The 25,005-nt window shown below is 65.0% G+C and carries 21 protein-coding genes and 1 other RNA gene; 10 read left to right on the forward strand and 12 right to left on the reverse strand.

Translation table 11 applies throughout. The annotated features are described in order from the left end of the window. Window positions 1–261 precede the first annotated feature (261 nt). The 3 genes from AB7G19_RS06295 to AB7G19_RS06305 form a co-directional block, all read right to left on the reverse strand. On the reverse strand, window positions 262–708 hold the full coding sequence (locus tag AB7G19_RS06295; RefSeq protein WP_085401775.1) for a GNAT family N-acetyltransferase: 447 nt from the start codon (window positions 706–708) through the stop codon (window positions 262–264). Beyond that, complete coding sequence (locus AB7G19_RS06300; protein ID WP_085401776.1) at window positions 708–1,736, reverse strand: peptidoglycan -binding protein; 1,029 nt, start codon at window positions 1,734–1,736, stop codon at window positions 708–710. Before AB7G19_RS06300 ends, AB7G19_RS06295 begins: the two co-directional genes overlap by 1 nt. Before the next feature lie 152 nt (window positions 1,737–1,888). Next, complete coding sequence (locus AB7G19_RS06305) at window positions 1,889–2,914, reverse strand: flagellar motor protein MotA (RefSeq protein WP_085401777.1); 1,026 nt, start codon at window positions 2,912–2,914, stop codon at window positions 1,889–1,891. A 382-nt stretch (window positions 2,915–3,296) separates the two neighbouring features. Here AB7G19_RS06305 and AB7G19_RS06310 point away from each other — a divergent pair, with 382 nt between their 5' ends. From AB7G19_RS06310 to AB7G19_RS06325, 4 genes are all read left to right on the forward strand, one after another. Continuing rightward, window positions 3,297–4,322, forward strand: coding sequence for an SAM-dependent methyltransferase (locus AB7G19_RS06310; RefSeq protein ID WP_085401779.1), 1,026 nt, complete (start codon window positions 3,297–3,299; stop codon window positions 4,320–4,322). Window positions 4,323–4,624: 302 nt separating this feature from the next. After that, on the forward strand, window positions 4,625–5,188 hold the full coding sequence (locus AB7G19_RS06315) for a hemerythrin domain-containing protein (RefSeq protein WP_063981018.1): 564 nt from the start codon (window positions 4,625–4,627) through the stop codon (window positions 5,186–5,188). Window positions 5,189–5,515: 327 nt separating this feature from the next. Beyond that, window positions 5,516–6,709: an efflux RND transporter periplasmic adaptor subunit gene (locus AB7G19_RS06320; protein ID WP_094184113.1), complete on the forward strand. Its 1,194-nt coding sequence runs from the start codon at window positions 5,516–5,518 to the stop codon at window positions 6,707–6,709. Window positions 6,710–6,715: 6 nt separating this feature from the next. Further along, window positions 6,716–9,871 (forward strand): multidrug efflux RND transporter permease subunit, encoded by a 3,156-nt coding sequence (locus tag AB7G19_RS06325; protein ID WP_085401780.1) that lies wholly within the window; start codon window positions 6,716–6,718, stop codon window positions 9,869–9,871. 161 nt (window positions 9,872–10,032) lie between these two features. On the opposite strand, the gene AB7G19_RS06330 is transcribed toward AB7G19_RS06325, so the two are convergent. The 8 genes from AB7G19_RS06330 to tkt form a co-directional block, all read right to left on the reverse strand. Beyond that, complete coding sequence (locus AB7G19_RS06330; protein WP_028150910.1) at window positions 10,033–10,818, reverse strand: inositol monophosphatase family protein; 786 nt, start codon at window positions 10,816–10,818, stop codon at window positions 10,033–10,035. Window positions 10,819–10,902: 84 nt separating this feature from the next. Beyond that, the gene (locus AB7G19_RS06335; protein WP_085401781.1) at window positions 10,903–11,985 is read right to left on the reverse strand and encodes a tetratricopeptide repeat protein; all 1,083 of its coding nucleotides are present in this window, start codon (window positions 11,983–11,985) and stop codon (window positions 10,903–10,905) included. Window positions 11,986–11,993: 8 nt separating this feature from the next. Next, window positions 11,994–12,668, reverse strand: coding sequence for a thiamine phosphate synthase (locus AB7G19_RS06340; RefSeq protein ID WP_085401782.1), 675 nt, complete (start codon window positions 12,666–12,668; stop codon window positions 11,994–11,996). A gap of 3 nt (window positions 12,669–12,671) precedes the next feature. After that, entirely contained in the window at window positions 12,672–13,697 is a 1,026-nt protein-coding gene (locus tag AB7G19_RS06345; RefSeq protein ID WP_085401783.1) for a class I fructose-bisphosphate aldolase, read from the reverse strand. 241 nt (window positions 13,698–13,938) lie between these two features. Next, window positions 13,939–15,006, reverse strand: coding sequence for a class II fructose-bisphosphate aldolase (fba, locus tag AB7G19_RS06350; protein ID WP_071916654.1), 1,068 nt, complete (start codon window positions 15,004–15,006; stop codon window positions 13,939–13,941). A 52-nt stretch (window positions 15,007–15,058) separates the two neighbouring features. After that, window positions 15,059–16,255, reverse strand: coding sequence for a phosphoglycerate kinase (locus AB7G19_RS06355; protein ID WP_063981025.1), 1,197 nt, complete (start codon window positions 16,253–16,255; stop codon window positions 15,059–15,061). Window positions 16,256–16,393: 138 nt separating this feature from the next. Beyond that, on the reverse strand, window positions 16,394–17,401 hold the full coding sequence (gap, locus tag AB7G19_RS06360; RefSeq protein ID WP_085401784.1) for a type I glyceraldehyde-3-phosphate dehydrogenase: 1,008 nt from the start codon (window positions 17,399–17,401) through the stop codon (window positions 16,394–16,396). Window positions 17,402–17,569: 168 nt separating this feature from the next. Then, window positions 17,570–19,555 (reverse strand): transketolase, encoded by a 1,986-nt coding sequence (tkt, locus tag AB7G19_RS06365; protein WP_085401785.1) that lies wholly within the window; start codon window positions 19,553–19,555, stop codon window positions 17,570–17,572. A gap of 285 nt (window positions 19,556–19,840) precedes the next feature. Between tkt and AB7G19_RS06370 the strand changes: the two genes are divergently transcribed. From AB7G19_RS06370 to AB7G19_RS06390, 5 genes are all read left to right on the forward strand, one after another. Beyond that, complete coding sequence (locus AB7G19_RS06370) at window positions 19,841–20,161, forward strand: DUF4164 domain-containing protein (protein WP_020608063.1); 321 nt, start codon at window positions 19,841–19,843, stop codon at window positions 20,159–20,161. Beyond that, window positions 20,158–20,541, forward strand: coding sequence for a cell division protein ZapA (locus AB7G19_RS06375; RefSeq protein ID WP_028150902.1), 384 nt, complete (start codon window positions 20,158–20,160; stop codon window positions 20,539–20,541). Before AB7G19_RS06370 ends, AB7G19_RS06375 begins: the two co-directional genes overlap by 4 nt. Before the next feature lie 59 nt (window positions 20,542–20,600). After that, a non-coding RNA gene (gene ssrS / locus AB7G19_RS06380) (6S RNA) lies at window positions 20,601–20,761 on the forward strand. A 190-nt stretch (window positions 20,762–20,951) separates the two neighbouring features. Further along, the gene (locus AB7G19_RS06385; RefSeq protein WP_071916650.1) at window positions 20,952–21,548 is read left to right on the forward strand and encodes a 5-formyltetrahydrofolate cyclo-ligase; all 597 of its coding nucleotides are present in this window, start codon (window positions 20,952–20,954) and stop codon (window positions 21,546–21,548) included. Beyond that, entirely contained in the window at window positions 21,526–22,350 is an 825-nt protein-coding gene (locus AB7G19_RS06390; protein WP_085401786.1) for a TIGR00282 family metallophosphoesterase, read from the forward strand. Before AB7G19_RS06385 ends, AB7G19_RS06390 begins: the two co-directional genes overlap by 23 nt. Window positions 22,351–22,562: 212 nt before the next feature. Here the strand turns inward: AB7G19_RS06390 and AB7G19_RS06395 are convergent, their stop codons facing one another. Next, entirely contained in the window at window positions 22,563–23,630 is a 1,068-nt protein-coding gene (locus tag AB7G19_RS06395) for a CobW family GTP-binding protein (RefSeq protein WP_085401787.1), read from the reverse strand. 120 nt (window positions 23,631–23,750) lie between these two features. On the opposite strand from AB7G19_RS06395, the gene AB7G19_RS06400 reads away from it, so the two are divergent. After that, on the forward strand, window positions 23,751–24,848 hold the full coding sequence (locus AB7G19_RS06400; protein WP_085401788.1) for a cyclase family protein: 1,098 nt from the start codon (window positions 23,751–23,753) through the stop codon (window positions 24,846–24,848). Window positions 24,849–25,005 lie beyond the last annotated feature (157 nt).

The raw sequence follows: 25,005 nt of genomic DNA on the forward strand, positions 1-25,005 counted from the left end.
TCGGACCAATCCAGCCAATGTTGATGTGTCAGCTATGTCTCCGAACACCCGTCAGTGATCTGTCCGGGCTAAACAAGAAAGCGGGTGATCCAGTATTCCAGAGACAGTAGTGGGATTCGGAGAAGTCGCGGCGTACTGGATGTCTCGGTCCCGGCTCCGCCAAGGCTACGCCGAGGCCCACACGAGCGCTCGGCACGCCGAAGCTTCAGCGAAGGCGGCAAGCCGGGGCATGACAGCGGAGGGGGGCGGCAGCAAACCTCGTCACGCCCGCCATGTCATCTTCAGCACCGGCCGTCCCGAGGTCGGGTTCAAATCGTCTCCGGCATGGGCAAAGCCGTTGCGCTCGTAGAATCGGATGGCGCGGGCATTGTCCTTGTTGACGAGCAGCGTGACGCCCGACGGTGACAGGCGCTTGGCCTCATCCACCAGCAGCCTGGCCGCATCCGAGCCCCAGTGCGCGGGATCGACCACGAGCTGGTCGAGATAGCCTTCGCCGTCGATGGTGACGAAGCCGGTCAGAACGCCGTCCGCTTCTGCGACCACGATCGAGGCTTTCGGCACCAGATCCTTGCGCCAGCGCTCGCGCCACCAGTCCAGCCGCGCGGCGAAATCGATCTGCGGATAGGCTTGCTGCCAGGTGCGATGCCAGAGGTCGATCGAGGCGGTTTCGTCCTCGGGGCGGTAGGGGCGGAGGCGGAGGGCGCTCACTACCGCTCCGTCAGCTTCAGCTCGATGCGGCGGTTGCGCTTGTAGGCCTCTTCCGTGTTGGCAGTGTCGAGCGGCTGGAATTCGCCGAAGCCGGCTGCGACGAGGCGCTGGGCGGGCACGCCGAGCGAGATCAGATATTGCACCACCGAGATCGAGCGCGCCGCGGACAGGTCCCAGTTCGATTTGAAATTCGCGCCGCTGACCGGGCGTATGTCGGTGTGGCCGTCGACGCGCAGCACCCAGGGGATTTCGCTCGGGATCTTCTTGTCGAGATCGATCAGCGCGGTCGCCAATGTGTCGAGCTCGGCGCGGCCCTCGGGCAGAAGTGTCGCCTGGCCGGTGTCGAAGAACACTTCGGACTGGAACACGAAGCGGTCGCCGACGATGCGGATGTCAGGGCGATTGCCCAGAATGGTGCGCAGGCGGCCGAAGAACTCCGAGCGATAACGCGACAATTCCTGCACGCGCTGCGCCAGCGCGACATTCAGGCGAGACCCGAGATCGGCGATGCGGTTCTGCGATTCCTTGTCGCGCTTCTCGCTGGCGTCGAGCGCCTCCTCCAGCGCGGCCAGTTGCCGGCGCAGCGCGCTGATCTGCTGGTTCAGCACCTCGATCTGCGCCAGCGCCCGCGCCGAGACCGCCTTCTCCGAGTCCAGCGCCTTGCCGAGCTCGGTGGTCTTGCCCTGGGCGTCGTTGCCGGCAGCGGCGAGGCCGTCATAGAGGCCCTTGATGCGATCTCGCTCGGTCTCGGCCGAGGCGAGGCCCGCTTTCAATTGCGAGACCTGGTCGTCCAGCGTGAGCTTGCCGAGCTTCTCCAGCGACAAGAGCTCGTTGAGCTGGGCGATCTTGGCGTTGAGCTGCTCCAGCGCCTTGTCCTTGCCGGTGACCTCCTGCGACAGGAAGAACTGCACGACCAGGAACACCGACAGCAGGAACACGATCGACAGCACCAGCGTCGACAGCGCGTCGACGAATCCGGGCCAGTAGTTGAAGCCGGCTTCGCTGCGGCGGCCGCGGGCTAGAGCCATTGTCGTCTCCGTTCTCTCGTGTCCCGGACGCGCTGCAGCGTGCAACGCTGCTGCGCAGAGCCGGGACCCATTCCTTGTTTCTCTGGGCCCCGGCTCAGCAGCGCATCACTGCGTGCTGCGCTGCGTCCGGCGCACGATACTTCTTGCGCGGCTCAGCCCTTCTCGGGCTGGCGCGCGATGCGCTCCAGCAGGCGGCGGATCTCGCGGTTCTGCTCGCCCTGGCCGTCGGCCCATTCGCGGATCATCTGCTGCTCGGTCCGCATGTGCGAGACCAGCGCCTGGATGGCTTCGGCAAGGCTCGCCATTGCCGCCGTGGTGCCGCGGCTGGCGCTGCCTTCCTCGAGCACGGAGCGTAAGCGCTCGACGGCGGCCTGGAGCTCGCCGCTGGCAACGCCGCCGCTGCCACCGGCGGCTGCGACCGCAACCTCGCCGTGGCCATATTCGCGCACGGTAGTGGCGAGCCAGTCTTCGAGGTCGGTGTAGAAGCGGTTCTGGGCCTGGCTCGATTGCAGATCGAGGAAGCCGAGGATCAGCGAGCCGGCGAGGCCGAACAGCGAGCTCGAGAACGAGATGCCCATGCCGCCGAGCGGGGCGGCGAGGCCCTCCTTCAGCGTGTCGAACAGGGCGCCGGAATCGCCCCCGACCTTGAGCCCGTCGATCACCTTGCCGACCGAACCGACCGTCTCGATCAGGCCCCAGAAGGTGCCGAGCAGGCCGAGGAAGACCAGCAAGCCGGTCATGTAGCGGGAGATGTCCCGGGCCTCGTCCAGGCGGGTCGCGATCGAATCGAGCAGGTGCCGCATGGTGGTCTGGGTGATCGTCATCCGCCCGGTGCGCTCGCCGCCGAGGATCATGGCCATCGGCGCCAGCAGTTTCGGGTGCCGGGACGGCGCCAGGCCGGGATCGGCGATGCGGAAATTGTTGACCCAGGAGACTTCGGGGTAGAGCCGGATCACCTGGCGGAAGGCCAGGATGATGCCGATGAACAGCACGCCGCCGATCAGGGCATTGAGGCCGGGATTGGCGAAGAAGGCCAGGATGATCTGCTTGTAGAGCACCACGCCGACCAGGGTGCACAGCACCAGAAAGACCAGCATCCGCACCAGGAAAACGCTGGGCGAGGATAGCTTGGTATATTCGATATCGATGGGGGAGCGGGGCGAGGCGCCTGGCGGCATGGCCGGTATCATCCGTTACGAACTTGCTTGCGGGGCGCACTATGGCACAGCGGCAGCCCAAAAAAAGCGCCGGATGTGCCGATTTCGTGGAGAGCTCTCGGAACCCAAAGCTGAAACCGCGCTTTGATAGAGGCGCAATTTGCAAAACTTCGGCATTCCGCAGGCTTAGGTCGGATTTTTTGCATGGTGACGAATCCTGGGGAGTGGCCGTCATCGCGCTCTTGCTCGCGGTCCGGATGGCGCTCGCCTGGGTGGCGCGGCAGCATCTGCGGCGCGGTCGATCCTGTCTGGACCTCAGAGCCCGCCGGGCCGGTGGCAACGCCCGAACCTGCCCGTTCCTTCCGCCGCCGCCACAACGAGACCTGATCAACGGAGTGATCGCATGAGCGTCGTTTCCGCGATCTTCGGGACTGCCGAACGCGTGCCGCTGCCGGACGTCGTGATCCGCGCCGCGATCCAGCGCCTGTGCTCGCGCACGGCGACGCGCATGTCCGCGTTGGGCGCGGCCGACGATGCCGCCTTCGCCGGGCGGATGATCCTGCGGCCGATCGCCGGGGACGCGGATGCCGTCAATGCCGGGCATGACGAGGTGCCCGCGGCGTTCTTTGCGGAGGTGCTCGGCCCCAACCGCAATTATTCGTCCTGCTTCTACAAGTCCGATGCGAGCACCCTGCAGGAGGCGGAGGAGGAGGCGCTGCGCCAGACCGTCGAGCACGCCGGTCTCGCCGACGGCCAGACCATCCTCGAGCTCGGCTGCGGCTGGGGCTCGCTGTCGCTGTGGATGGCGCGGCGGTTCCCGCATGCGAAGGTGACGGCGGTGTCGAACTCGCAGGCCCAGCGCGCCTATGTCGAGGAGCAGGCGCGGCTGCGCGGGCTGTTGAACCTGCGCGTGGTCGCCGCGGACATGAACGTGTTCGCGCCCGATGGGGAGTTCGACCGCATCGTCTCGGTCGAGATGTTCGAGCAGATGATGAACTGGCGCAAGCTGATGACGCGCGTGCGGTCCTGGCTCGCGCCTGACGGGCGCTTCTTCATGCACATCGTCACCCATCGTTCCGGCTCTCATCTGTTCGACCGCGCCAATCGCGAGGACTGGATCGCGCAGCATGTCTTCATGGATGGATTGATGCCGAGCCATCACCTCGTCAGGCAATTCGGCGACGTCTTCAGGATCGAGAAGGAATGGTGCTGGAGCGGTACACACTATCAGCGCACCGCGAACGACTGGCTCGCCAATTTCGATGCGCATCGCGACACGATCGAAGCGTCCCTGCGCAGCGTCCATGGCGAGGAGACCGCTTTGTGGATGCGACGCTGGCGCTGGTTCTTCCTCGCGACATCAGGGCTGTTCGGCTACGCCGATGGCAGCGAATGGGGTGTCAGCCACTACCGGATGAAGGCGGGTTAGGGCGAGTACACGTCAATTTCGCGCCGAAGATCAGGGAAGGGTATGAGGTTCGCGGCGCCCCTGATAGGCGCGATAGCGGACCTCGCCAGAGGTCCGGGTTGGGTCCAAAAGGCGGGTGAATGTGATGAGGCTGCGCGGCGCCAACACATCTGAATGCCTCAGGAAAGCCATTGTGACCCACTGACCCCTGGTCAATGACATAACGTCTTTTCCCTTTCCGGCCCGGGTTTGATCTAGCGCAAAGCGCTGAGATGTTTTCACGCTAATGTAATTTTTTCTCAATGACTTCATTGGAGGCTGCAATGATCATTGAGCGCTTGTCCCGAGAACATCGCAATATCGAGACACTGCTCGCCGTCCTCGAGCGCGAGCTGGAAATTTTCGATCGCGGGGACCGCCCTGACTACGAAGTTATTCGCGCGGTTATCAGCTATTTCGAACTCTATCCCGAGATGTACCATCATCCTCTTGAGGAGCTGGTCTTCGCCAAGCTAAAACGTCGCGATCCCGCTGCGGCTGCAAAGATCGGTAACCTCACACTTGAGCACCAGAAGGGGACCGAGCGTTTGCGCCGCGTCGCTCAAGCGGTCGATTACGTCCTCGCGGATCGTGAAATCCTGCGGCAAAATGTGGACAAGGTCGTTCGCGATTTCATAGAGAGCGAGCGGCGTCACATCATGATGGAAGATCGTGATTTCTTTCCTGCCGCCCTCAAGGCTTTAGAGCCTCAGGATTGGACCGAGATCGCTTCTGCTTCAATCAATCATGAGGACCCGCTGTTTAGCGAGGCTGCCGAAGAAACCTTTGACACGCTACGAGCACGGATCTTGCAGTTAGAGCAGGAGGCTGAAGCCGGCCGACATTAGTCGAGCGAGCGTTGCTCTCGCGGGTGACGTCGGCTTCGGATCACGCGCATAACGCTTTGATCGTCTTTATGGGTACACACCCTCGTAACGTTCCGTTGCGATCTTCTGTCGCAGCTCGCGGTGATGGAACCCGACTCACAATCCGGTGAGTCCCGAAAAGCGCCCTGAACTCAGCATGATAGGTCATGTGGCATTGAGCCGCCCGCGCAATGCGTTGCGTCGCAGCAAGTACCTTCTATCTTGACGGCATCAGCCGCATGGAATCGCCCAGAACGGGTTCGCGCGGAGCGTGATTTCAGTTTCAACAACATCGGGGCACTTAACTTCATGTCAGGACTTCGCGCGCGATCGGCATGCGTTGCAATGATGCTCGCGGCCCTTACGCCGCTGCTCGCGGGCTGCGACGAATCCGTCTCTGCGGTGTCCGCTGCCCAGCCCGCCGATCCTGACGTCAGCATCGTCATCGTCAAGCCGCAGCCGCGCGCCGTGGTGCGCGAGCTGCCGGGCCGCATCGCGCCGACGCGCGTCTCCGACGTGCGGCCGCGCATCTCCGGCATCGTGGTCGAGCGCCTGTTCCGTCAGGGCAGCGAAGTGAAGGCCGGCGATGCGCTCTATCGCATCGATCCGCGTCCGTTCGAGGTCGAGGTGATGGCCACCGAGGCGGCCGTCGCCAAGGCCGAGGCCGGGTTGATGCAGGCGAGACAGCAGGCGCACCGCATCGCCACCCTCACCAAGGATCGCGCTGCCCCAGAAGCCGAGAACGAGAAGGCGATCGCGGCCGAGCGTCAGGCCCATGCCGAGGTCGAAGGCCGCAAGGCGGAACTCGCGCGCGCCAAACTCAATCTCGACTACGCCACCGTGCGCGCGCCGATCGACGGCGTCGTCGGTGCGGCGCTGGTCAGCGAGGGTGCGCTCGCGGTGCAGAACGAGACCAACCTCGCCAGCATCCAGCAGCTCGATCCGATCTATGCCGACTTCACCCAGTCGGTGACCGAGCTCAACCAGCTCCGCCGCGCCTTCGAGAGCGGCGACCTCGAGCGCATCGCCGCCGATGCCGCCAAGGTGCGCCTCGTGCTCGACGACAACACCCTTTATTCGCTCGACGGCAAGCTGCTGTTCTCGGACGCCAAGGTCGATGCCCATACCGGCCAGGTGACCCTGCGCGGCGAATTCCGCAATCCCAAGCGCGAGCTGCTGCCGGGCATGTATGTCCGCGTCCGGATCGACCAGGGACTCGACAGCGACGCAATCGCGGTGCCGCAGCAGGCGATCCAGCGCAACGGCGGCGGCGGCAGCGAGGTGTTCGTCGTCAAGGACGACAACCACATCGCCGTGCAGCCGGTGCGCACGGGCTCGGTGCAGGACGGACTCTGGTTCGTGACCGAGGGCCTGAAGGCCGGCGACAAGGTCGTGGTCGAAGGCTTCCAGAAGTTCGCGGCCGGCGACAAGGTGAAGCCGCAATCCTGGTCGGAAGCGGACGCCACCGCGGACAATCGGCACGCCCAGAAGCTGACGCGGTAACGCGCCATGGCGAGTTTCTTCATCGACAGGCCGATCTTCGCCTGGGTGGTCGCGCTGTTCATCTGCTTGATCGGCGCGATCGCGGTCCCGCTGCTGCCGATCGCGCAATATCCGATCATCGCGCCGCCCTCGATCTCGATCTCGACCAGCTATCCCGGCGCCTCGCCCGAAAACCTCTACAACAGCGTCACCCGGCTGATCGAGGAGGAGCTCAACGGCGCCTCCGGCATCCTCAATTTCGAATCGACCAGCGACTCGCTCGGCCAGGTCGAGATCATCGCCAATTTCCAGCCGGGCACCGATACCAGCGCCGCCTCCGTCGAGGTGCAGAACCGCATCAAGCGCGTCGAAGCGCGGCTGCCGCGTGCGGTGATCCAGCAGGGCATCCTGATCGAGGAAGCCTCGAGCGCCGTGCTCCAGATCATCACGCTGAACTCGACCGACGGCAGCCTCGACGAAGTCGGCCTCGGCGACTTCATGATCCGCAACGTGCTCGGCGAGATCCGCCGCATCCCCGGCGTCGGCCGGGCCACGCTCTATTCGACCGAACGTAGCTTGCGCGTCTGGGTCGATCCGGCAAAGCTGGTCGGCTACGGGCTGACCGCGGACGACGTCAACAAGGCGATCGCCGCGCAGAACGCACAGGTCGCTTCGGGCAGCATCGGCGCCGAGCCGTCGACCTCGAGCCAGCGCACCTCCTCGCTGGTGCTGGTCAAGGGCCAGCTCTCGTCGCCGGACGAATTCGGTTCCATCATCCTGCGCGCCAATGCCGACGGTTCGACCGTGCGGTTGCGCGACGTCGCACGCATCGAGGTCGGCGGCCTCAGCTACCAGTTCAACACGCGCCTGAACGGCAAGCCGACCGCGGGCCTCTCCGTGCTGATGTCGCCGACCGGCAACGCGCTGGCGACCGCGAGCGCGGTCGAGGAGAAGATGAAGGAGCTGTCGCGCTTCTTCCCGGCCAACATCTCCTACGAGATCCCCTACAACATCACGCCCGTGGTCGAGGCCTCGATCAAGAAGGTGCTGACGACGCTGGTCGAAGCCGTGGTGCTGGTATTCGTGGTGATGTTCCTGTTCCTGCAGAACATCCGCTACACCATCATCCCGACCATCGTGGTGCCCGTGGCGCTGCTGGGCGCGTGTACCACGCTGCTGCTCGCCGGCTATTCCATCAACATGCTCTCGATGTTCGGCATGGTGCTCGCGGTCGGCATCCTCGTCGACGACGCCATCGTCGTGGTCGAGAACGTCGAACGCATCATGTCCGAGGAAGGCCTGCCGCCGAAGGAAGCGACGCGCAAGGCGATGGCGCAGATATCGGGCGCCATCATCGGCATCACGCTGGTGCTGATGGCGGTGTTCGTGCCGATGGCGTTCTTCCCAGGCTCGGTCGGCATCATCTACCGCCAGTTCTCGGTGACCATGGTCGCCGCGATCGGCTTCTCCGCCTTCCTCGCGCTGTCGCTGACGCCGGCGCTGTGCGCGACGATTCTGAAGCCCGTCGCGGCCGGCCACGGCCATGCGAAGCGGGGCGTGTTCGGCTGGTTCAACCGCATGCTCGAAGGCGGCAAGGAGGGCTATTCCCGCACCGTCGGCTTCTCGCTGAAGCGGACCGGCCGCCTGATGCTGGTCTATGTCGCGCTGCTGGCTGGTCTCTCCTGGGCCTTCGTCAGCCTGCCCGGCGGCTTCCTGCCGATCGACGACCAGGGCTTCGTCACCACCGACGTGCAGACGCCGTCGGATTCGTCGTATCCCCGCACCGAGGCCGTCATCGAGAAGGTCGAGAAATATCTCGCCGAGCGGCCGGGTGTGAAGGATGTCACCTTCCTCACCGGCTTCAGCTTCTCTGGCCAGGGCATGAACACCGCGCAGGCCTTCATCACGCTGAAGGACTGGTCGGAGCGCGGGCCGAAGGACTCTGCCGCGGCGATCGTCAACGACATCAACCGCGATCTGTCGTCGTCGATCCGCGATGCAAAGATCTCTGCGCTCCAGCCGCCGCCGATCGACAATCTCGGCAACTCCTCGGGCTTCTCGTTCCGCCTCCAGGACCGCGGCCAGAAAGGCTATCCGGCATTGATGCGCGCCGCCGACCAGCTGATCGCGGAGGCCAATGCGAGCCCGGTGCTTCAGAAGGTCTATATCGAGGGCCTGCCCGAGGCCGGCGTGGTCAATCTCGTGATCGACCGCGAGAAGGCCGGCGCCTTCGGTGTCACCTTCGAGGACATCAACAACACGATCTCGACCAATCTCGGCTCGAACTACATCAACGACTTCCCGAACCGCGGCCGCATGCAGCGCGTCGTGGTGCAGGCCGATGCCCGCGACCGCATGCGGACCGAGGACATCCTCAACTACAACGTCAAGAACAGCCGTGGCCAGCTCGTGCCGTTCTCGTCCTTCGCCACGGTCGAATGGGCGCGCGGCCCGACGCAGATCGCGGGCTTCAATTATTATCCGGCAGTGCGCATCTCCGGCGAGGCGAAACCCGGCTTCACCTCGGGCGACGCGATCGCCGAGATGGAGCGGCTTGCCGGCAAATTGCCGCGCGGCTTCGGCTATGAATGGACCGGACAGTCGCTCCAGGAAAAACTGTCGGGCTCGCAGGCGCCGTTCCTGCTGGCACTGTCGGTGTTCGTGGTGTTCCTGTGTCTTGCCGCGCTCTACGAGAGCTGGACCATTCCGCTCGCGGTGCTGCTCACGGTGCCGCTCGGCATCGTCGGCGCGGTGGCCGCGGCGATGCTGCGCGGCCTGCCCAACGACGTCTATTTCACCGTCGGCCTGATCACCATCATCGGCCTCGCGGCAAAGGACGCGATTCTGATCATCGAGTTCGCCAAGGACCTGCGCAAGGAAGGCAAGCCGCTGGTGGACGCCACCATCGAAGCCTGCCGCCTGCGCTTCCGCCCGATCCTGATGACCGGCCTTGCCTTCATCTGCGGCGTGCTGCCGATGGCGATTGCGCACGGCGCCGGCGGCGCCAGCCAGCAGGCGCTCGGCAGCATCGTGATGGGCGGCATGATCGCGGTGGTGATCCTGGCGCTGCTGATGGTGCCGGTGTTCTTCGTCTCGGTGCAGCGCGTGCTCGCGGGAGATCGGGAGCCGGCTGCGGCGAAGGACGGCGAGGCGTACGGGCCGCCCGCGCCGGTGAAGCCATAAGGCGAGCTGTCATGCCCCGCGCAGGCGGGGCATCCAGTACGCCGCGGCCCTTCCGTATCCAACAAACGTCTCTGGAATACTGGATCACCCGCTCCAGTGCGCAAGTGCGCACAAGGCGGGTGATGACGGCGGAGTGTGAAGCGCAGGGCTTCGCCTTACGCCTACTTCCGCAAAATCTTCACCAGCTCCCCGTGCACGAACTCGTTGCCGCACACGACATGCCCGGTCACCAGCGCGTCGCCCGGCGTTGCGATGTCGCTCACCGTGCCGCCCGCCTCGCGCACCATGATCATGCCGGCGGCGATGTCCCAGGATTGCAGGTTGCGCTCCCAGTAGCCGTCGAGGCGGCCGGCGGCGACGAAGGCCAGGTCGAGCGAGGCGGCGCCGAAACGGCGGAGGCCCGCGACGCGGTCCTGGATCGCGGTCATCTCGCGGCGGAATTCCTCGTGGTCGCCGCGGCCGATATGCGGCAGGCCACAGGCCACCACGCATTCGTTGAGCTGGCGGCGGCCGGCCACGCGCAGGCGCTGGTCGTTGAGGAAGGCGCCCTTGCCGCGCTCGGCGATGTAGAGCTCGTCATTGGCGGGGTTGTAGATCACGCCCGCAATGATCGTGCCCTCGCGCACGAGGCCGATCGAGATCGCGAATTGCGGGATGCCGTGCAGGAAGTTGGTGGTGCCGTCGAGCGGGTCGACGATCCAGGTGTGGCTCTTGTCGCTGCCTTCGCGGGTGCCGCCTTCCTCGCCGATGAAGCCGTAGCCGGGGCGGGCCTTGGCGAGGTCCTGGTAGAGGATCTCCTCGGCGCGCTTGTCGGCGAGCGAGACGAAATTGGCCGGCCCCTTCAGCGAGACCTGGAGATGCTCGATCTCGCCGAGATCGCGCTTGAGGCTGCGGCCGGCGCGGCGCGCGGCCTTGACCATGACGTTGATAGTGGCGGAATACAGCATGTGCTCTGGTCTTGATCGGGGGAAATGGCGCGAAATCGCGCCTGTTTGAAGGATGGGGTGCCCTGCGAGGGCCTTTGCGTCAAGTCATTTGGTCCCGAGCCATTTTCTGGCGGCGGCCTCGGCCTTGCCCCGGTCCTCGGCCGGCAGGTCGGACAATTGCTTGTCGAGCTCCGGATCGCCCTTGCCGGAGGTTTTCGCCACCAGGTGCCATTTAAAGCCCTCGACCTTGTCCACGGACGTGCCCATGCCGTTGATCAGCACCCAGGCCAGGCGGTTCTGCGCGATCGCGCTGCCCTGGCGGGAGGCCTTGCGGAGCAACGCGACGGCGGCCGGCTGGTTCTTCACCGTGCCGGTGCCGTTGAACATGGCGATGGCATATTCGACCTCGGCATCGACATTGTCCGCCAGTGAAGCCGCCTGGAGCAGCCGCACCGCGCGTTCCGGGTCCTTCGGCACGCCGGTGCCTTCCTTGTAGAAGGTCGCCAGCGCGTATTGCGCCTCGGGCAGGCCGGCGTCGGCGGCCTGACGCAGCAGCTCGGCGGACCGCTTGACGTCCTGCGGCAGGGTCTGGCCGTCGAGGTAAAGCAGCGCGAGGTTATAGGCCGCCTTGGGCTCGCCGAGCTTGGCGGCGGAAGCCATCAGCTTCACCGCCTCGCTTTTGTCGACCGAGCCGCCGCGGCCGGAAATTCGCAGCATGGCGAGCGCGAACATCGCCTCGCGGTCGCCGGCATCGGAGGCGCGCTTGTACCATTCCAGCGCCTTGGCGTAGTCGCGGCGGATGCCCATGGCGTTGGAATAGAGCTCGCCGAGCATGGTCATCGCCTTGGGGTCGCCCGCTTGTGCGCGGGCGGTGGCGAGATCGAACGCCGTCTTGTACTGGCCGCGCTGATAGGCGCCGAACACCAGGTCGACATTGGGATTGTCGGTTGCCGGTGCGGGGATCACGGTTGCGGGCAGCGCCGGCTTGGGCGAGGCGGCCGGCTTGGGCGAGGCCGAAGGTTTTGGCGCCGGCGCGGCCTCCTTCTTCTTGGCGGCCGGAGGCGGCTTGGGCTTCTCTTTCTCAGGCACGGCGCTCGGCGTGGCCACCGGCGGCGTGATCTGGAGCTGCGCGGCCGCGGGCGCCGTCAGCAGCAGCGTGGCCAGGATGGTGATGCGCGGGAGCTTCATGTCGGGCGCTAGCCGTGCTCCTGACCCGCAAGCGCGGCCGCATGGGCCTTCTTGATCTCAGCGTCGACCTCGATCAGCGCGGCCTTGGGACCGCGCGGATCGGACCAGACGAATTCGCCGACCAGCACGAAATCGGCGCCGCTGGCGGCGAAGTCGTGCGCCTCTTCGAGCGAGGTGGCAAAGCCGACGCAGGGCGGCTCGAACAGCTCGGCCCACCAGTCCAGCCGCTCGGCGATCGCCTGGGACGACGGGCGTTGGCCCTTTGCATCAGGTTCGCCGAACAGCACGTAGTCCGCGCCTATCTCGCCCGCATCCATGGAATGGTGCCGCGTCGTCAGCCCGCCGACGCCGGCGATGCGATCGGGCTTGAGCGATGGCAGCGCCTCTTTCAGCGCGGCGATGCCGGGCAGGTGCGCGCCGTCGGCGCCGCCACGTGCGACCAGTTCGGCATGACCTTCAACGAGCAGCGCGGCGCCCGCCTTCTGGACCGGCGGGGCCAGCGCCTTGATGCGCGTGATCATGGTGCGCTGGTCGGTCTCCTTCAGCCGCAGCAGCACGGCCGCGACGTCGGCGGCAGCGAGCAGGCCCGGCAGCTCGGCGACGAACGCAGCGGGATCATCGATGGCAGGCGTCGCGAGATAGAGACGCGGCGCCGGGCGCGGCGGAGGCGATTTGTTCGACAAGATCTAGGCTGCTTTCTTTTCCAGGCTGCTTTGCCATTCGCCCTTGGACGCCAGACCATTCATCCGGGCGCGATGGCTGAATGCACTTTGGCCGGCTGCGACATTCTCGGCCTTGCCGGACCAGGCCTTCTGCGGCGCGGCCTGCAGCGCGCGGCCGTAGGAGAAGGTCAGGCCCCAGGGCAGCGGGCCAAGCTTGTGCATGGCGTTGAGATGCGCCGTCGCCTCTTCGCCCGACTGGCCGCCGGAGAGGAAGGCGATACCGGGCACGGCCGCGGGCACGCAGGCCTTCAGCAGCCGAATTGTCTTCTCCGCGACTTCCTCGACGGGAGCCTGCTTCGCGCACTTCTTGCCCGAGATCGCCATGTTCGGCTTCAGCACCATGCCTTCGAGCGCAACGCGCTGCACGCGCAATTCCTGGAAGGTCTTGTTGAGCACGCGGGTCGTCACTTCATAGCAGCGGTCGATGTCGTGATCGCCGTCCATCAGCACTTCCGGCTCGACGATCGGCACGATCTGCGCGGCCTGGCACAGCGCTGCGTAGCGGGCCAGCGCATGGGCGTTGACGCCGATCGCGGTCATCGACGGAATGCCGCTGCCGATATCGATCACGGCGCGCCATTTGGCGAAGCGCGCGCCGCGCTCGTAATATTTCTTCAGGCGCTCGGCGAGCTTGTCGAGCCCGACGGTGACGAGCTCGCCCGGGCACATCGGCAGGGCTTGCGTGCCCTCGTCGACCTTGATGCCGGGGATGGCGCCGCTCTGTTCGATCAGCTTGACCAGTGGCGTGCCGTCCTTCGCGTCTTGCCAGATCGTCTCGTCATAGAGGATCACGCCGGAGATGTACTGGCTCATGGCCTCCCTGGAGCGGAACAGCATCTCGCGATAGTCGCGGCGATTGCCTTCCGTCGATTCCACCCCGATCGCGTCAAATCGCTTCTTGATGGTGCCGGAGGATTCGTCGGCGGCAAGGATGCCCTTGCCGGGCGCGACCATGGCGGTCGCGATCCTGTTGAGCTCAGTCAGATTCATCGAGAGGTCCTCCCAAAACGATGCTGCCCTTGCCTGTGAAAATAGACCGTTCTCGGGCAATTGCCGAGTTAACGTTCGTCGCAGGGTAAAGGGGGCCCTCTGTCCTTCCGGGATGCGCCGAAAGGCGCAGGCCCGGAATCCATAACCCCAGGCTGTGGTTATGGATTCTCAGATGCGCAATTGCGCATCATAGCCCACGCTTCGCGTGTCCCGGAATGACGGGAGGATGTGGCTGAAGGCCTTACGCCACCTTCGGATCCAGCTCGCCCTTGGCGTAGCGCTTGGCCATCTCGGCGGGGGTCAGGACCTTCTTGAACTTGGAGGCCTGGCCTGCGGTATTGAACTCCTGGAGCCGCTGCTTGCACAGCTTGGTCATCGCTTCCATCGCCGGCTTCAGGTACTTGCGCGGGTCGAACTCTTCCGGGTGCTCCTTGAACACCTTGCGGATCTGGCCGGTCATGGCCATGCGGTTGTCGGTGTCGATGTTGATCTTGCGCACGCCGTTCTTGATGCCGCGCTGGATCTCGGCGACCGGAACGCCCCAGGTCGGCTTCATCTTGCCGCCGAACTCGTTGATGATGTCCTGGAGGTCCTGCGGCACCGACGAGGAGCCGTGCATCACGAGATGCGTGTTCGGCAGCTTGCGGTGGATCTCCTCGATCACCTTCATGGCGAGGATGTCGCCGTCGGGCTTGCGGGTGAATTTGTAGGCGCCATGCGAGGTGCCCATCGCGATCGCGAGCGCGTCCACCTTGGTCTCCTGGACGAACTTCACGGCCTCGTCCGGATTGGTCAGGAGCTGGTCGTGGCTCAGCTTGCCTTCGGCGCCGTGGCCGTCTTCCTTGTCGCCCATGCCTGTTTCGAGCGAGCCGAGCACGCCGAGCTCACCCTCGACCGAGATGCCGCCGAGATGGGCCATGTCGGTCACGGTCTTGGTGACGCCGACATTGTAAGTCCAGTCGGCCGGGCTCTTGCCGTCGGCCTTGAGCGAGCCGTCCATCATGACCGAGGTGAAGCCGGCCTGGATCGCGGTCATGCAGGTCGCGGCCTCGTTGCCGTGGTCGAGATGCACGCAGACCGGAATGTGCGGATAGATCTCGGTCACCGCGTCCATCATGTGCTTGAGCATGATGTCGTTGGCGTAGGAGCGCGCACCGCGCGAGGCCTGGATGATGACGGGCGCGTCGACCGTGTTGGCCGCGTCCATGATCGCCAGCGCCTGCTCCATGTTGTTGATGTTGAAGGCCGGTACGCCGTAATCGTTCTCCGCTGCATGGTCGAGCAATTGACGTAACGTGATCCGAGCCATCTGTCTTTTTCTCCGGTTTGGGCCTGCAAGGCCGACTTAAAAGGCCGACTGATTACTTGGTGCGCAGAACTTCGACGCCGGGAAGGGGCTTGCCTTCCATCCATTCAAGAAATGCGCCACCGGCGGTCGAGACATAGGTGAATTGACCGGCCACATGGGCCTGGTTGAGGGCCGCGACCGTGTCGCCGCCGCCCGCGATCGAGATCAGCTTCTTGGCCTTGGTGCGCTCGGCGGCATGCTTGGCGGCCGACACGGTTCCGCGGTCGAACGGCTGCATCTCGAAGGCGCCGAGCGGTCCGTTCCAGACCAGCGTGGCGGCGTCGTCGATGGCGGCGTGGACACGCGCGATCGATTGCGGGCCGACGTCGAGGATCATGCCGTCGGCCGGGATCGCATCGAGCCCGTAGGCATGCGAGGGCGCGTTCGCCGCGAAATGATAGGCGACGGTGGCGTCGACCGGCAGGATGATCGCGCAATTGGCGGCTTCCGCCTTCTCCATGATGCGGATCGCCGTCGCGGCAAGATCCTTCTCGGCCAGCGACTTGCCGATCCCAACGCCCTGGGCGTGCAGGAAGGTGTTGGCCATGCCGCCGCCGATCACGAGCGCGTCGACCTTGGTGACGAGGTTTTCGAGCAGATCGATCTTGGTCGAGACCTTGGCGCCGCCGATGATCGCGATGACGGGCTTGGTCGGCGAGCCCAGCGCCTTCTCCAGCGCGACGAGCTCGGCCTGCATGGTGCGGCCGGCATAGGCCGGCAGCTTGTGGCCGAGGCCTTCGGTCGTGGCATGGGCGCGGTGCGCGGCCGAGAAGGCGTCATTGACCCAGATGTCCCCGAGTTTCGCCAACTCGGCGACGAAGGCGGGATCGTTCTTTTCCTCTTCCTTGTGGAAGCGGGTATTTTCCAGGCACAGGATGTCGCCATCCTTCAACGCCGCTACGGCCGTGGCCGCGGGCTCGCCGACGCAGTCGTCCGCGAAGGCGACGGGCCTGTTCACGACCTTCGACAGCGCTTCAGCAACCGGCTTGAGCGACTCCTTGGGGTCGCGTCCCTTCGGTCGGCCGAAATGCGCGAGCAGGATGACCTTGCCGCCCTTGTCCGAGATTTCGGTGATGGTCGGCGCAACGCGCTCGAGCCGGGTTGCGTCGCTGACGCGCCCGTTGTCCATGGGCACGTTGAGATCGACGCGCAGCAGCACGCGCTTGCCCTTCACATCGACGTCGTCGAGGGTGCGGAATTTGTTGGTCATCGGACACTCTCTTGTCCCGGGCGCAAAGCGGCGCGGAGTGCCGCCGTGCAGAACCGGGACCTACGCTGGAGGGACATGGGTCCCGGATCTGCGACGCAGCGTTTCACGCTGCATCGCGTCCGGGACACGAGAGCGGAGTTAGATCACCTTCGCGAACGCGACGGCGGTGTCCGCCATGCGGTTCGAGAAGCCCCACTCGTTGTCGTACCAGGACATCACACGCACCAGCGTGCCGTTCTGCACCTTGGTCTGGTCCTCGTGGAAGGTCGAGGAGTGCGGATCGTGGTTGAAGTCGATCGAGACGTTCGGCTGATTGGTATAGCCGAGAATGCCCTTGAGCTGCTGCTCGGAGGCACGCTTCATCGCCGCGTTGATTTCCTTGGCGTCGGTGGCGCGCTTGGCGACGATCTTGAGGTCGATGACCGAGACGTTCGGGGACGGCACGCGGATCGAGACGCCGTCGAGCTTGCCCTTGAGTTCCGGGAGCACGAGGCCGATTGCCTTCGCCGCGCCGGTCGAGGTCGGGATCATCGACATCGCCGCCGCACGGCCGCGGTAGAGATCCTTGTGTAGCGTGTCCAGCGTCGGCTGGTCGCCGGTGTAGGCGTGGATCGTGGTCATGAAGCCGGTCTCGATGCCGACCAGGTCGTTCAGCACCTTGGCGACCGGCGCGAGGCAGTTGGTGGTGCAGGAGCCGTTGGAGACGACCAGGTGATCCTTGGTCAGCGTGTCGTGGTTGACGCCGTAGACGATGGTGGCGTCGGCGCCGTCGGCGGGCGCGGAAACGAGAACGCGCTTGGCGCCGGCGGTGAGATGCGCGGACGCCTTGTCCTTCGCGGTGAAGATGCCGGTGCATTCCATCGCGATGTCAACGCCGAGATCCTTCCAGGGCAGCTTCGAGGGATCGCGCTCGGCGGTCACCTTGATCTTGCCGCCGCCGAGGTTGATGGAGTCGCCATCGACGGTCACGGTGCCGGGGAAGCGGCCATGGACGCTGTCGAAGCGAAGGAGGTGCGCGTTGGTCTCGACCGGGCCGAGGTCGTTGATGCCGACGACCTCGATGTCCTTGCGGCCGGACTCGGCAATAGCCCGCAGGATGTTGCGGCCGATGCGGCCAAAACCGTTAATTCCGACGCGGACTGCCATGTTTCATCTCCTTATGACCGTTCAATGACGTGTTCGATAACCCCGATCATCCCGCACAACGCGCTTAGCGCGCCTGCGAGGGTTTTTTAGGGCGGACGCCCGGTTCGGCCGGGCGATGCTTGATCATATGAGAGACTACGTAGTCCTTTTTTTTGGCAAGCTCAACTCTCAGCTAACGCGCTTCAGCACAGCGTTAACCGCAGCCTCGGCGGTAATGCCGAAATGCTTGTAAAGATCCTTCGCCGGCGCGCTCGCGCCGAACGAATGCATGCCGATAAAATCGCCATCCTGGCCGATCACGGCATCCCAGCCCCAGCGCACTGCGGCCTCGATCGCGACCTTCACCGGCGCGTTGCCGATGATCTCGGCACGCTTGGCTTCTGGTTGCGCTAACAAAAGCTCGAGCGAGGGCACCGAGACCACCCGTGACGCGATGCCGCGCTCGGCGAGCTGCTTCTGGGCGGCGACCGCGATCTCGACCTCGGAGCCGGAAGCGAACAGCGTTGCCTTGGCTTCGCCCTGGGCGGCGACCAGCTCGTAGGCGCCGGCCGCGCAAGGAATGTCGTTCGGCGCATTGGTGCGGAGCTGCGGCAGGTTCTGACGCGTCAGCGCCAGCACGGTCGGCCCGTCGATACGATTGAGCGCAAGCTCCCAGCACTCGGCGACCTCGATGGAGTCAGCCGGGCGGAACACGCGCATGTTCGGAATGGCGCGAAGTGCGGCGAGATGCTCGACCGGCTGGTGGGTCGGGCCGTCTTCGCCGAGGCCGATGGAGTCGTGCGTCATCACGTAGACGACGCCGGCGCCCATCAACGCGGCAAGGCGCATCGCGGGACGCGCATAGTCGGTGAACACCAGGAAGGTCGCACCGTTCGGCGCGAAGCCGCCATGCAGGAAGATGCCGTTCATTGCAGCCGCCATGCCGTGCTCGCGGATGCCGTAATGGATGAAGCGGCCTTTTGGCGTCTTGGCCGAGAAAGCTGTGGCCGACTTCGCCTTGTTGTTGTTGGAGCCGGTGAGGTCGGCGGAGCCTGCGAGGAATTCCATCGGCATCGCGCCGGCGATGACTTCGATCACCGCTTCCGAGGATTTGCGGGTCGCCGCGGTCATCGGCTTTTCCAGCAGCTCCTTCTTGTACGCGCGCACGGCCTTCGCGAGCGAGGCCGGACGCTCATGACGCAGACGGCGCTCGAACTCGGCGCGCTTGCGGCTGCCGAGCCCACCGAGCCGTCCCTCCCATTCCTGCCGTGCCGCCGCGCCGCGGCTGCCGGCGGCGCGCCAGGCCTTCAGCACGTCATCCGGCACCGAGAACGGCTCGAGCGAGATGCCGAGATTTTCCTTGGCGGCCTTGAGCTCGTCGGCGCCGAGCGCCTCGCCATGCGCCTTCGCGGTGCCGGCCTTGTGCGGCGCGCCGAAGCCGATGGTGGTGCGGCAGGCGATCAGCGTCGGCTTGTTGGATTTTTGCGCGCGGGTGATCGCAGCAGTGATGGCGGCCTGGTCATGGCCGTCGATCTTTTCGGCGGCCCAGCCCGCGGACTTGAAGCGCTTTACCTGGTCGACGGAATCGGAGATCGAGGTCGGCCCGTCGATCGAGATGCCGTTGTCGTCGTAGAGCACGATCAGCTTGCCGAGCTTCCAGTGCCCGGCCATCGCGATCGCTTCCTGCGACACGCCTTCCATCAGGTCGCCGTCGGAGGCGAGCACATAGGTGTGGTGGTCGACGATCTTCTTGCCGAATTCGGCGGCCAGCATCTTCTCGGCGAGCGCCATGCCGACCGCGGTCGAGATCCCCTGGCCGAGCGGACCGGTAGTGGTCTCGATGCCCTTGGTGTGGAAGTTCTCGGGATGCCCCGGGGTCAAGCCGCCGAGCTGGCGGAACTGCTTGAGCTGATCCAGCGTCATGTCGGCATTGCCGGTCAGATACAGCAGCGAATAGAGCAGCATCGAACCGTGGCCGGCCGAGAGCACGAAGCGGTCGCGGTCGGGCCAGTCGGTGGCAGTGGCGTCGAATTTCAGGAATTGCGTGAACAGCACCGTGGCGACGTCGGCGGCGCCCATCGGCAGGCCGGGATGGCCCGATTTCGCCTTCTCGACAGCGTCCATCGAGAGGCCACGGATCGCGTTGGCCATGCGGTTGTGGTCGACTTGCGTCATGTCTGAAATCCGTCTGAAATGAGGCGCTTGGCAGTGGTGCGGGCCGCGTGGGGGGAGCCTGGCGGCCACGGAAGGTTGGGCTGGGATAGCACCTCGGTTCCGGGAGTCCAAGGCAATCAAACGTCGGTTTGGCCGTAAAAGTTGCTTAGCAGTGCATAGTTTCGCGGCGGCGTTGCGCTCCGCTAGCTTGCCACGTAAATTTCTGCTTCTAACCGTTTGCCGAACCGAGTCTTTTGCCGGACGGCAAGCCCCACGGGCAAGGCCACAGGTTCCGCCGCTGACTGCATGAACGATCGCGTTTCCAACAGCTCTGCCATGACGGAGTCCTCGGCCGTCGAGATCGAGATCGCGACCCGCAGACTCATGGCGGCGCTCGACGCGCTCGAAAGCGCGGTGGAGCGGCGGCGCGATGCCGATCGCGACGAGAACGAGCTCGCGGCACGAATCCAGGCACTGGGCGCGGATCGCTCGCGGCTTGCCGATGAGCTCGACGGCGCGCTGGTGAAGGCGCGCAAGCTCGAGCGCACCAATCGCGAAATCTCCGATCGGCTGGATTCCGCAATCGTCACGATACGCTCGGTGCTCGATACCGGAGAGGACGGATGAGCCACATCAACGTCACCATCAACGGCCGGCAATACCGCATGGCCTGCGAGGAGGGCCAGGAGGTGCGGCTGCTCAAGCTCGCCGAAAGCCTGGAGACGCGAATTCAGTCGCTGCGCGGAAAATTCGGCGAGATCGGTGATGCCAGGCTCACCGTGATGGCGGCGCTGACCGTCTGCGACGAGCTGGTCGACGTCGGCAACCGCGTCCGCACCATGGAGCAGGAGCTGACTGAGCTCAGGGATTTCCGCAACGCCGCCGTCGAGCGCGCCCGGATGACCCAGACCGCCGTGGTGAATGCGCTCAACGCCGCCGCCGAGCGCATCGAGAAGTCGACCCAGGTCCTGAACCGGACGGTGGGCAACGGCATCGCGATCGGCTGATTTTGGGCGGACCGCCCGTTGGGCTGGCGGTTCGTCAGTATCGTTGTTACATTGCGCGGGCGAGGCTGCGACGTGCGTCAGGAGCCATATATCCCCGGGGCCTTATCGATCCTTTAGGGAACTGTCCCTGGCCGGGCCCGTGGGCTCGGACATATGGTGCCCACCTACTTTCGTAGGGAACTCCGGGATCGAGTGCTTCAACGGCGTTCGCGGCTTCGCACTTTTTTTGCTTGGTTTGTGCTTGTCGAAACGACTGCGGCCAGTTCGGTAGATGTCGTGCTCCGGCTCGCCCGGGGCATTCAGTACGCCGCGGCCTCTGTGTGAATCACCACCGCCTCTGGAATACTGGATCACCCGCCCCGGTGCGCAAGGGCGCACAAGGTGGGTGATGACGTGGGGGACCAAAGCGCATGTCCAATTCGAAAGCCGAACTCCGTGCCAAAGCCCTCGCGGCGCGTGACGCGCTGAGCGAGAAGAAGCGCACCGCCGCCGCCGCAAAGCTCGCCAAGCGCGGGCTGCCGTTCCCGCTTTTGCCCGGCAGCATCGTCTCCGGCTATTCCCCGATCCGCAGCGAGATCGATCCGCTGCCGCTGATGAAGGCACTCGCCGAGGCGGGCGCAAAGCTCGCGCTGCCCTGCGTCACCGCCCGCGGCCAGTCGCTGATCTTCCGCATCTTCCATCCGAACGACCGCCTGATGCTCGGCCCGCTCGGCATTCCCGAGCCGTCGCCGGCCGCGGCCGAAGTCATCCCCGACATCATGCTGACGCCGCTCGCGGCCTTCGACCGTCTCGGCCATCGCATCGGCTATGGCGCGGGGCACTACGACCACACCTTCGCGCATCTGCGCAAGACCAAGCAGATCGTCGGTATCGGGCTTGCTTTTGCAGCCCAGGAGATCAAGGCGGTTCCGGCACTATCGCACGACGTCGCGCTGGATTATGTGCTAACGGAATCGGACGTGTTCGATTTCCGGAGTTCTGAAGTTGCGCATTCTCTTCGTGGGTGATGTCGTCGGCCGTAGCGGCCGCAACGCCATCGCCGAATATCTGCCCGGCATGGTCAAGGACTGGTCGCTCGATTTCGTCGTCGTCAACGGTGAGAATTCCGCCGGCGGCTTCGGCATCACGGAAGCGATCTATCAGGAGTTTCTCGATGCCGGGGCCGACGCGGTGACGCTCGGCAATCACTCCTGGGACCAGCGTGAAGCCCTGGTGTTCATCGAGCGCGCCGAACGCCTGGTGCGGCCGACGAACTACCCGCGCGGCACGCCCGGCCGCGGCGCCGCGCTGGTGGAGACCAAGAACGGCAAGCATGCGCTCGTCGTCAACGCGCTCGGCCGGGTCTTCATGACCCCGTTCGACGATCCCTTTGCCGCGCTCGAGCGCGAGCTTGGCGCCTGTCCGCTCGGCGTTGCCGCCGACGCCATCGTCGTCGACTTCCATTGCGAGGCGACCAGCGAGAAGCAGGGCATCGGCTTCTTCTGCGACGGCCGCGCCAGCCTCGTCGTCGGCACCCACACCCATGTGCCGACCGCCGACCACCAGATCCTGTCGGGCGGCACGGCCTACATGACCGACGCCGGCATGACCGGTGACTACGATTCCATCATCGGCATGCAGAAGGAAGAACCGCTGCGGCGCTTCACGTCGGGGATTCCCTCCGGCCGGTTCGAGCCGGCGGCTGGCGTCGCGACGCTGAGCGGCGTGGCGGTCGAGACGGATGATGCGACGGGCCTCGCGCTGCGGATTGCGCCTGTGCGCGTGGGCGGCCGGCTGGAGCCGGCGACGCCGAAATTCTGGTTGAGCTGAAGTACGCCGCCACACCCTCGGTGTCGTCCCCGCCTAGTGCGCAATTGCGCACGGGGCGCGGGGACCCATAACCCCAGGGAGTAGTTGTGGTGCTAGACTGGCCACTCCGAGTCTTCGCAAAACTGCTTCCTGTGGGTATGGGTCCCGGATCTGCGCTTCGCTTGTCCGGGACGACAGTTGAAATTGACGCGCGCAACTGCGCATCAATCGCCTCACGCCGCGGCGCGAACCGCCTGCCAGAGCTCAAGCACGTCCGCACGCAAGATCCCGCGCGTGATGAACACGATGCGCGAGCGGCGATCGCTGTCGGGCCAGCCGCTAAGCGCGACCGGCGGATGGAAGACGTGATGCACGCCATGGATCACGATCGGCGTCGGTTCGTCACGAAGATTGAGGATCCCCTTCACCCGCAGCAGATCCTGGCCGCGCGCGTTGCGTAAATGCGCAAGCCAGTGCGTCACGGCCATCCAGTCGAGCGGCTCGTCGAACGCCAGCATGAAGCTCGCGATCGACGCATCGTGATCATGATGGCCATGATCATGGTGCGCGTGATGATCGTGATGCGCATGGCCGGCGTGCGCATCTGGTTCCGCGAAGGCCCGCTCGTTGAGCCAGCGCTCGACGTCTATCCTTTTCAGCTCGGGATCGATCAGGCCGGCGCCGAATAGCTGCGCGGGATCGATCTCGCCATAACTGACGCTTTCGATTCTGGCGCCGGGATTGAGCCGCCGCAGACGCAGCTCAAGCGCCGCGATGTCCTCGACCAGGTCACTCTTGGTGATCAACAGCCGGTCGGCCAACGCGACCTGTTTCACCGCCTCATACTGCCGGTCTAGCTGATGCGGCGCGTTGACCGCATCGACCGTGGTCACGACCGTGTCGAGCCGCAGGAAGTGCGAGACGAGCGGATTGTTGAGCAGGAGCTGCACGATCGGCGCGGGGTCGGCGAGCCCGGTGGTCTCGACCAGGATACGGCGGAACGGCGGAATCTCGCCGCGGTCCCGCTTCACCAGAAGGTCTCGCAGCGTCTGCTCCAGGTCGCTGCGGATGGTGCAGCAGATGCATCCGCTCGCAAGCACGGCGACTTCGCCGTCGACGCGTTCGACCAGGAGATGGTCGAGGCTGACTTCGCCGTACTCGTTGATGATGACGGCGCTGTCCTTCATGTCGTCGTGGCGCAGCAGGCGATTGAGCAGCGTGGTCTTGCCGCTGCCGAGAAAGCCGGTGATCAGCGAGACCGGAAGTCGCTGCGCGGATTTATCGCTTTCGAACAGGCCCATGGGAAGCTCTCGCGTCGGCCGTCTTATTTTTGTCGCTGGACAATAGCGTAGCGGAGGAGGAGGCTAGCGGAAACAATTTTAGAGTCAGACATTGTTCTGACCACAACCTGGGAGGGTGGAATGTCTAACGAGATCAATAACGTAGATCAAGACGGCGGCGGCTCCACGACGGATCGCCGGACCCTGCTCCGCACCGCGGGCATCGCCGGCGTTGCTGGAGCCGCGCTCGCCGGCTCGATGCACGGCAAGTTCGCGCTTGCACCGATCAGTGAGGCCCAGGCGCAGACTGCAACCTCCATGCCCAAGGGCACCGACAAGCCCTGGTGGCCATCGAAATGGGGTAAGGATGACGAGTCCGGCGCATCCAACCACATCACCCCGGCGAAGGTCCTCGACGCGGCGAAATGGATCAAGGACGGCAAGATCTACAAGATCGGCCGCGTCTACGAAGCCGCCATGCCGCTGTTTGGTGCGCGCATATTCGCACTGCGCATTCCCGGCAGCCCGACCGGCGGCCCGTTCGGTGACAACAAGATGGTCTATCACGACGAATTCCTGGCCACCGAGATCGGCCAGACCGGTACGCAGTTCGACGGCCTCGGCCATATCGGCATCCAGATGGGCAAGGACGGCGACAAGAGCGAGATGCGATTCTACAATGGCTTCACAGCCGCAGAAATTAGCGACGCATACGGGCTCAAGAAGCTTGGCGTCGAGAAGCTTAAGCCGATCTTCACCCGCGCGCATCTGCTCGACATGGTCGCGCTCAAGGGCGGCATGATGGATGCGGGGCAGGAGATCACCTCGGCTGACATCAAGGCGGCGCTGGCGAAGCAGAACATCCCCGAGAGCGACATCAAGCCTGGCGACGCGATCATGTTCCACACCGGCTGGGGCTCGCTGTGGATGAAGAACAACGATCGCTTCAACAGCGGCGAGCCGGGCATCGGCCTCGATGCTGCGAAGTGGGTGGTCGAAAAGGATCTTGCGCTGACCGGCGCCGACACCTGGGCGGTCGAGGTGGTGCCCAATCCCGACAAGTCGCTCGCTTTCGTGGTCCACGCCGAGCTGCAGACCAAGTACGGCATCCACAACCATGAGAATCTGATCTTCGACGATCTGATCGCCGAGAAGAAGTATCAGTTCGTCTATTCGTTCACCCCGGCGCCCATCAAGGGCGCGACGGGAAGCAACGGCTGCCCGATTGCGATTACGTGACGATACGCATCGGCGTGGGTGAGGGAAGCCCACGCCGATGTTTTGGTTGGGCTGAAAGCGTTGCCACATCCTCGGTGTCGTCCCCGCCTAGTGCGCAATTGCGCACGGGGGGCGGGGACCCATAACCCCAGGGAGTGGTGTGGGGCACAGCTCCCAC

It is taken from the genome of Bradyrhizobium sp. 215_C5_N1_1, assembly GCF_052075935.1.
GTDB classification, from domain to species: domain Bacteria; phylum Pseudomonadota; class Alphaproteobacteria; order Rhizobiales; family Xanthobacteraceae; genus Bradyrhizobium; species Bradyrhizobium barranii.

What these genes read in the sequence shown, in the direction of transcription:
- AB7G19_RS06300 (WP_085401776.1), bottom strand. Translation starts at nt 1,736, where the DNA reads ATGGCTCTAGCCCGCGGCCGCCGCAGCGAAGCCGGCTTCAACTACTGG.
- AB7G19_RS06305 (WP_085401777.1), bottom strand. Translation starts at nt 2,914, where the DNA reads ATGCCGCCAGGCGCCTCGCCCCGCTCCCCCATCGATATCGAATATACC.
- AB7G19_RS06310 (WP_085401779.1), top strand. Translation starts at nt 3,297, where the DNA reads ATGAGCGTCGTTTCCGCGATCTTCGGGACTGCCGAACGCGTGCCGCTG.
- AB7G19_RS06315 (WP_063981018.1), top strand. Translation starts at nt 4,625, where the DNA reads ATGATCATTGAGCGCTTGTCCCGAGAACATCGCAATATCGAGACACTG.
- AB7G19_RS06320 (WP_094184113.1), top strand. Translation starts at nt 5,516, where the DNA reads ATGTCAGGACTTCGCGCGCGATCGGCATGCGTTGCAATGATGCTCGCG.
- AB7G19_RS06325 (WP_085401780.1), top strand. Translation starts at nt 6,716, where the DNA reads ATGGCGAGTTTCTTCATCGACAGGCCGATCTTCGCCTGGGTGGTCGCG.
- AB7G19_RS06330 (WP_028150910.1), bottom strand. Translation starts at nt 10,818, where the DNA reads ATGCTGTATTCCGCCACTATCAACGTCATGGTCAAGGCCGCGCGCCGC.
- AB7G19_RS06335 (WP_085401781.1), bottom strand. Translation starts at nt 11,985, where the DNA reads ATGAAGCTCCCGCGCATCACCATCCTGGCCACGCTGCTGCTGACGGCG.
- AB7G19_RS06345 (WP_085401783.1), bottom strand. Translation starts at nt 13,697, where the DNA reads ATGAATCTGACTGAGCTCAACAGGATCGCGACCGCCATGGTCGCGCCC.
- fba (WP_071916654.1), bottom strand. Translation starts at nt 15,006, where the DNA reads ATGGCTCGGATCACGTTACGTCAATTGCTCGACCATGCAGCGGAGAAC.
- AB7G19_RS06355 (WP_063981025.1), bottom strand. Translation starts at nt 16,255, where the DNA reads ATGACCAACAAATTCCGCACCCTCGACGACGTCGATGTGAAGGGCAAG.
- gap (WP_085401784.1), bottom strand. Translation starts at nt 17,401, where the DNA reads ATGGCAGTCCGCGTCGGAATTAACGGTTTTGGCCGCATCGGCCGCAAC.
- tkt (WP_085401785.1), bottom strand. Translation starts at nt 19,555, where the DNA reads ATGACGCAAGTCGACCACAACCGCATGGCCAACGCGATCCGTGGCCTC.
- AB7G19_RS06370 (WP_020608063.1), top strand. Translation starts at nt 19,841, where the DNA reads ATGAACGATCGCGTTTCCAACAGCTCTGCCATGACGGAGTCCTCGGCC.
- AB7G19_RS06375 (WP_028150902.1), top strand. Translation starts at nt 20,158, where the DNA reads ATGAGCCACATCAACGTCACCATCAACGGCCGGCAATACCGCATGGCC.
- AB7G19_RS06385 (WP_071916650.1), top strand. Translation starts at nt 20,952, where the DNA reads ATGTCCAATTCGAAAGCCGAACTCCGTGCCAAAGCCCTCGCGGCGCGT.
- AB7G19_RS06395 (WP_085401787.1), bottom strand. Translation starts at nt 23,630, where the DNA reads ATGGGCCTGTTCGAAAGCGATAAATCCGCGCAGCGACTTCCGGTCTCG.
- AB7G19_RS06400 (WP_085401788.1), top strand. Translation starts at nt 23,751, where the DNA reads ATGTCTAACGAGATCAATAACGTAGATCAAGACGGCGGCGGCTCCACG.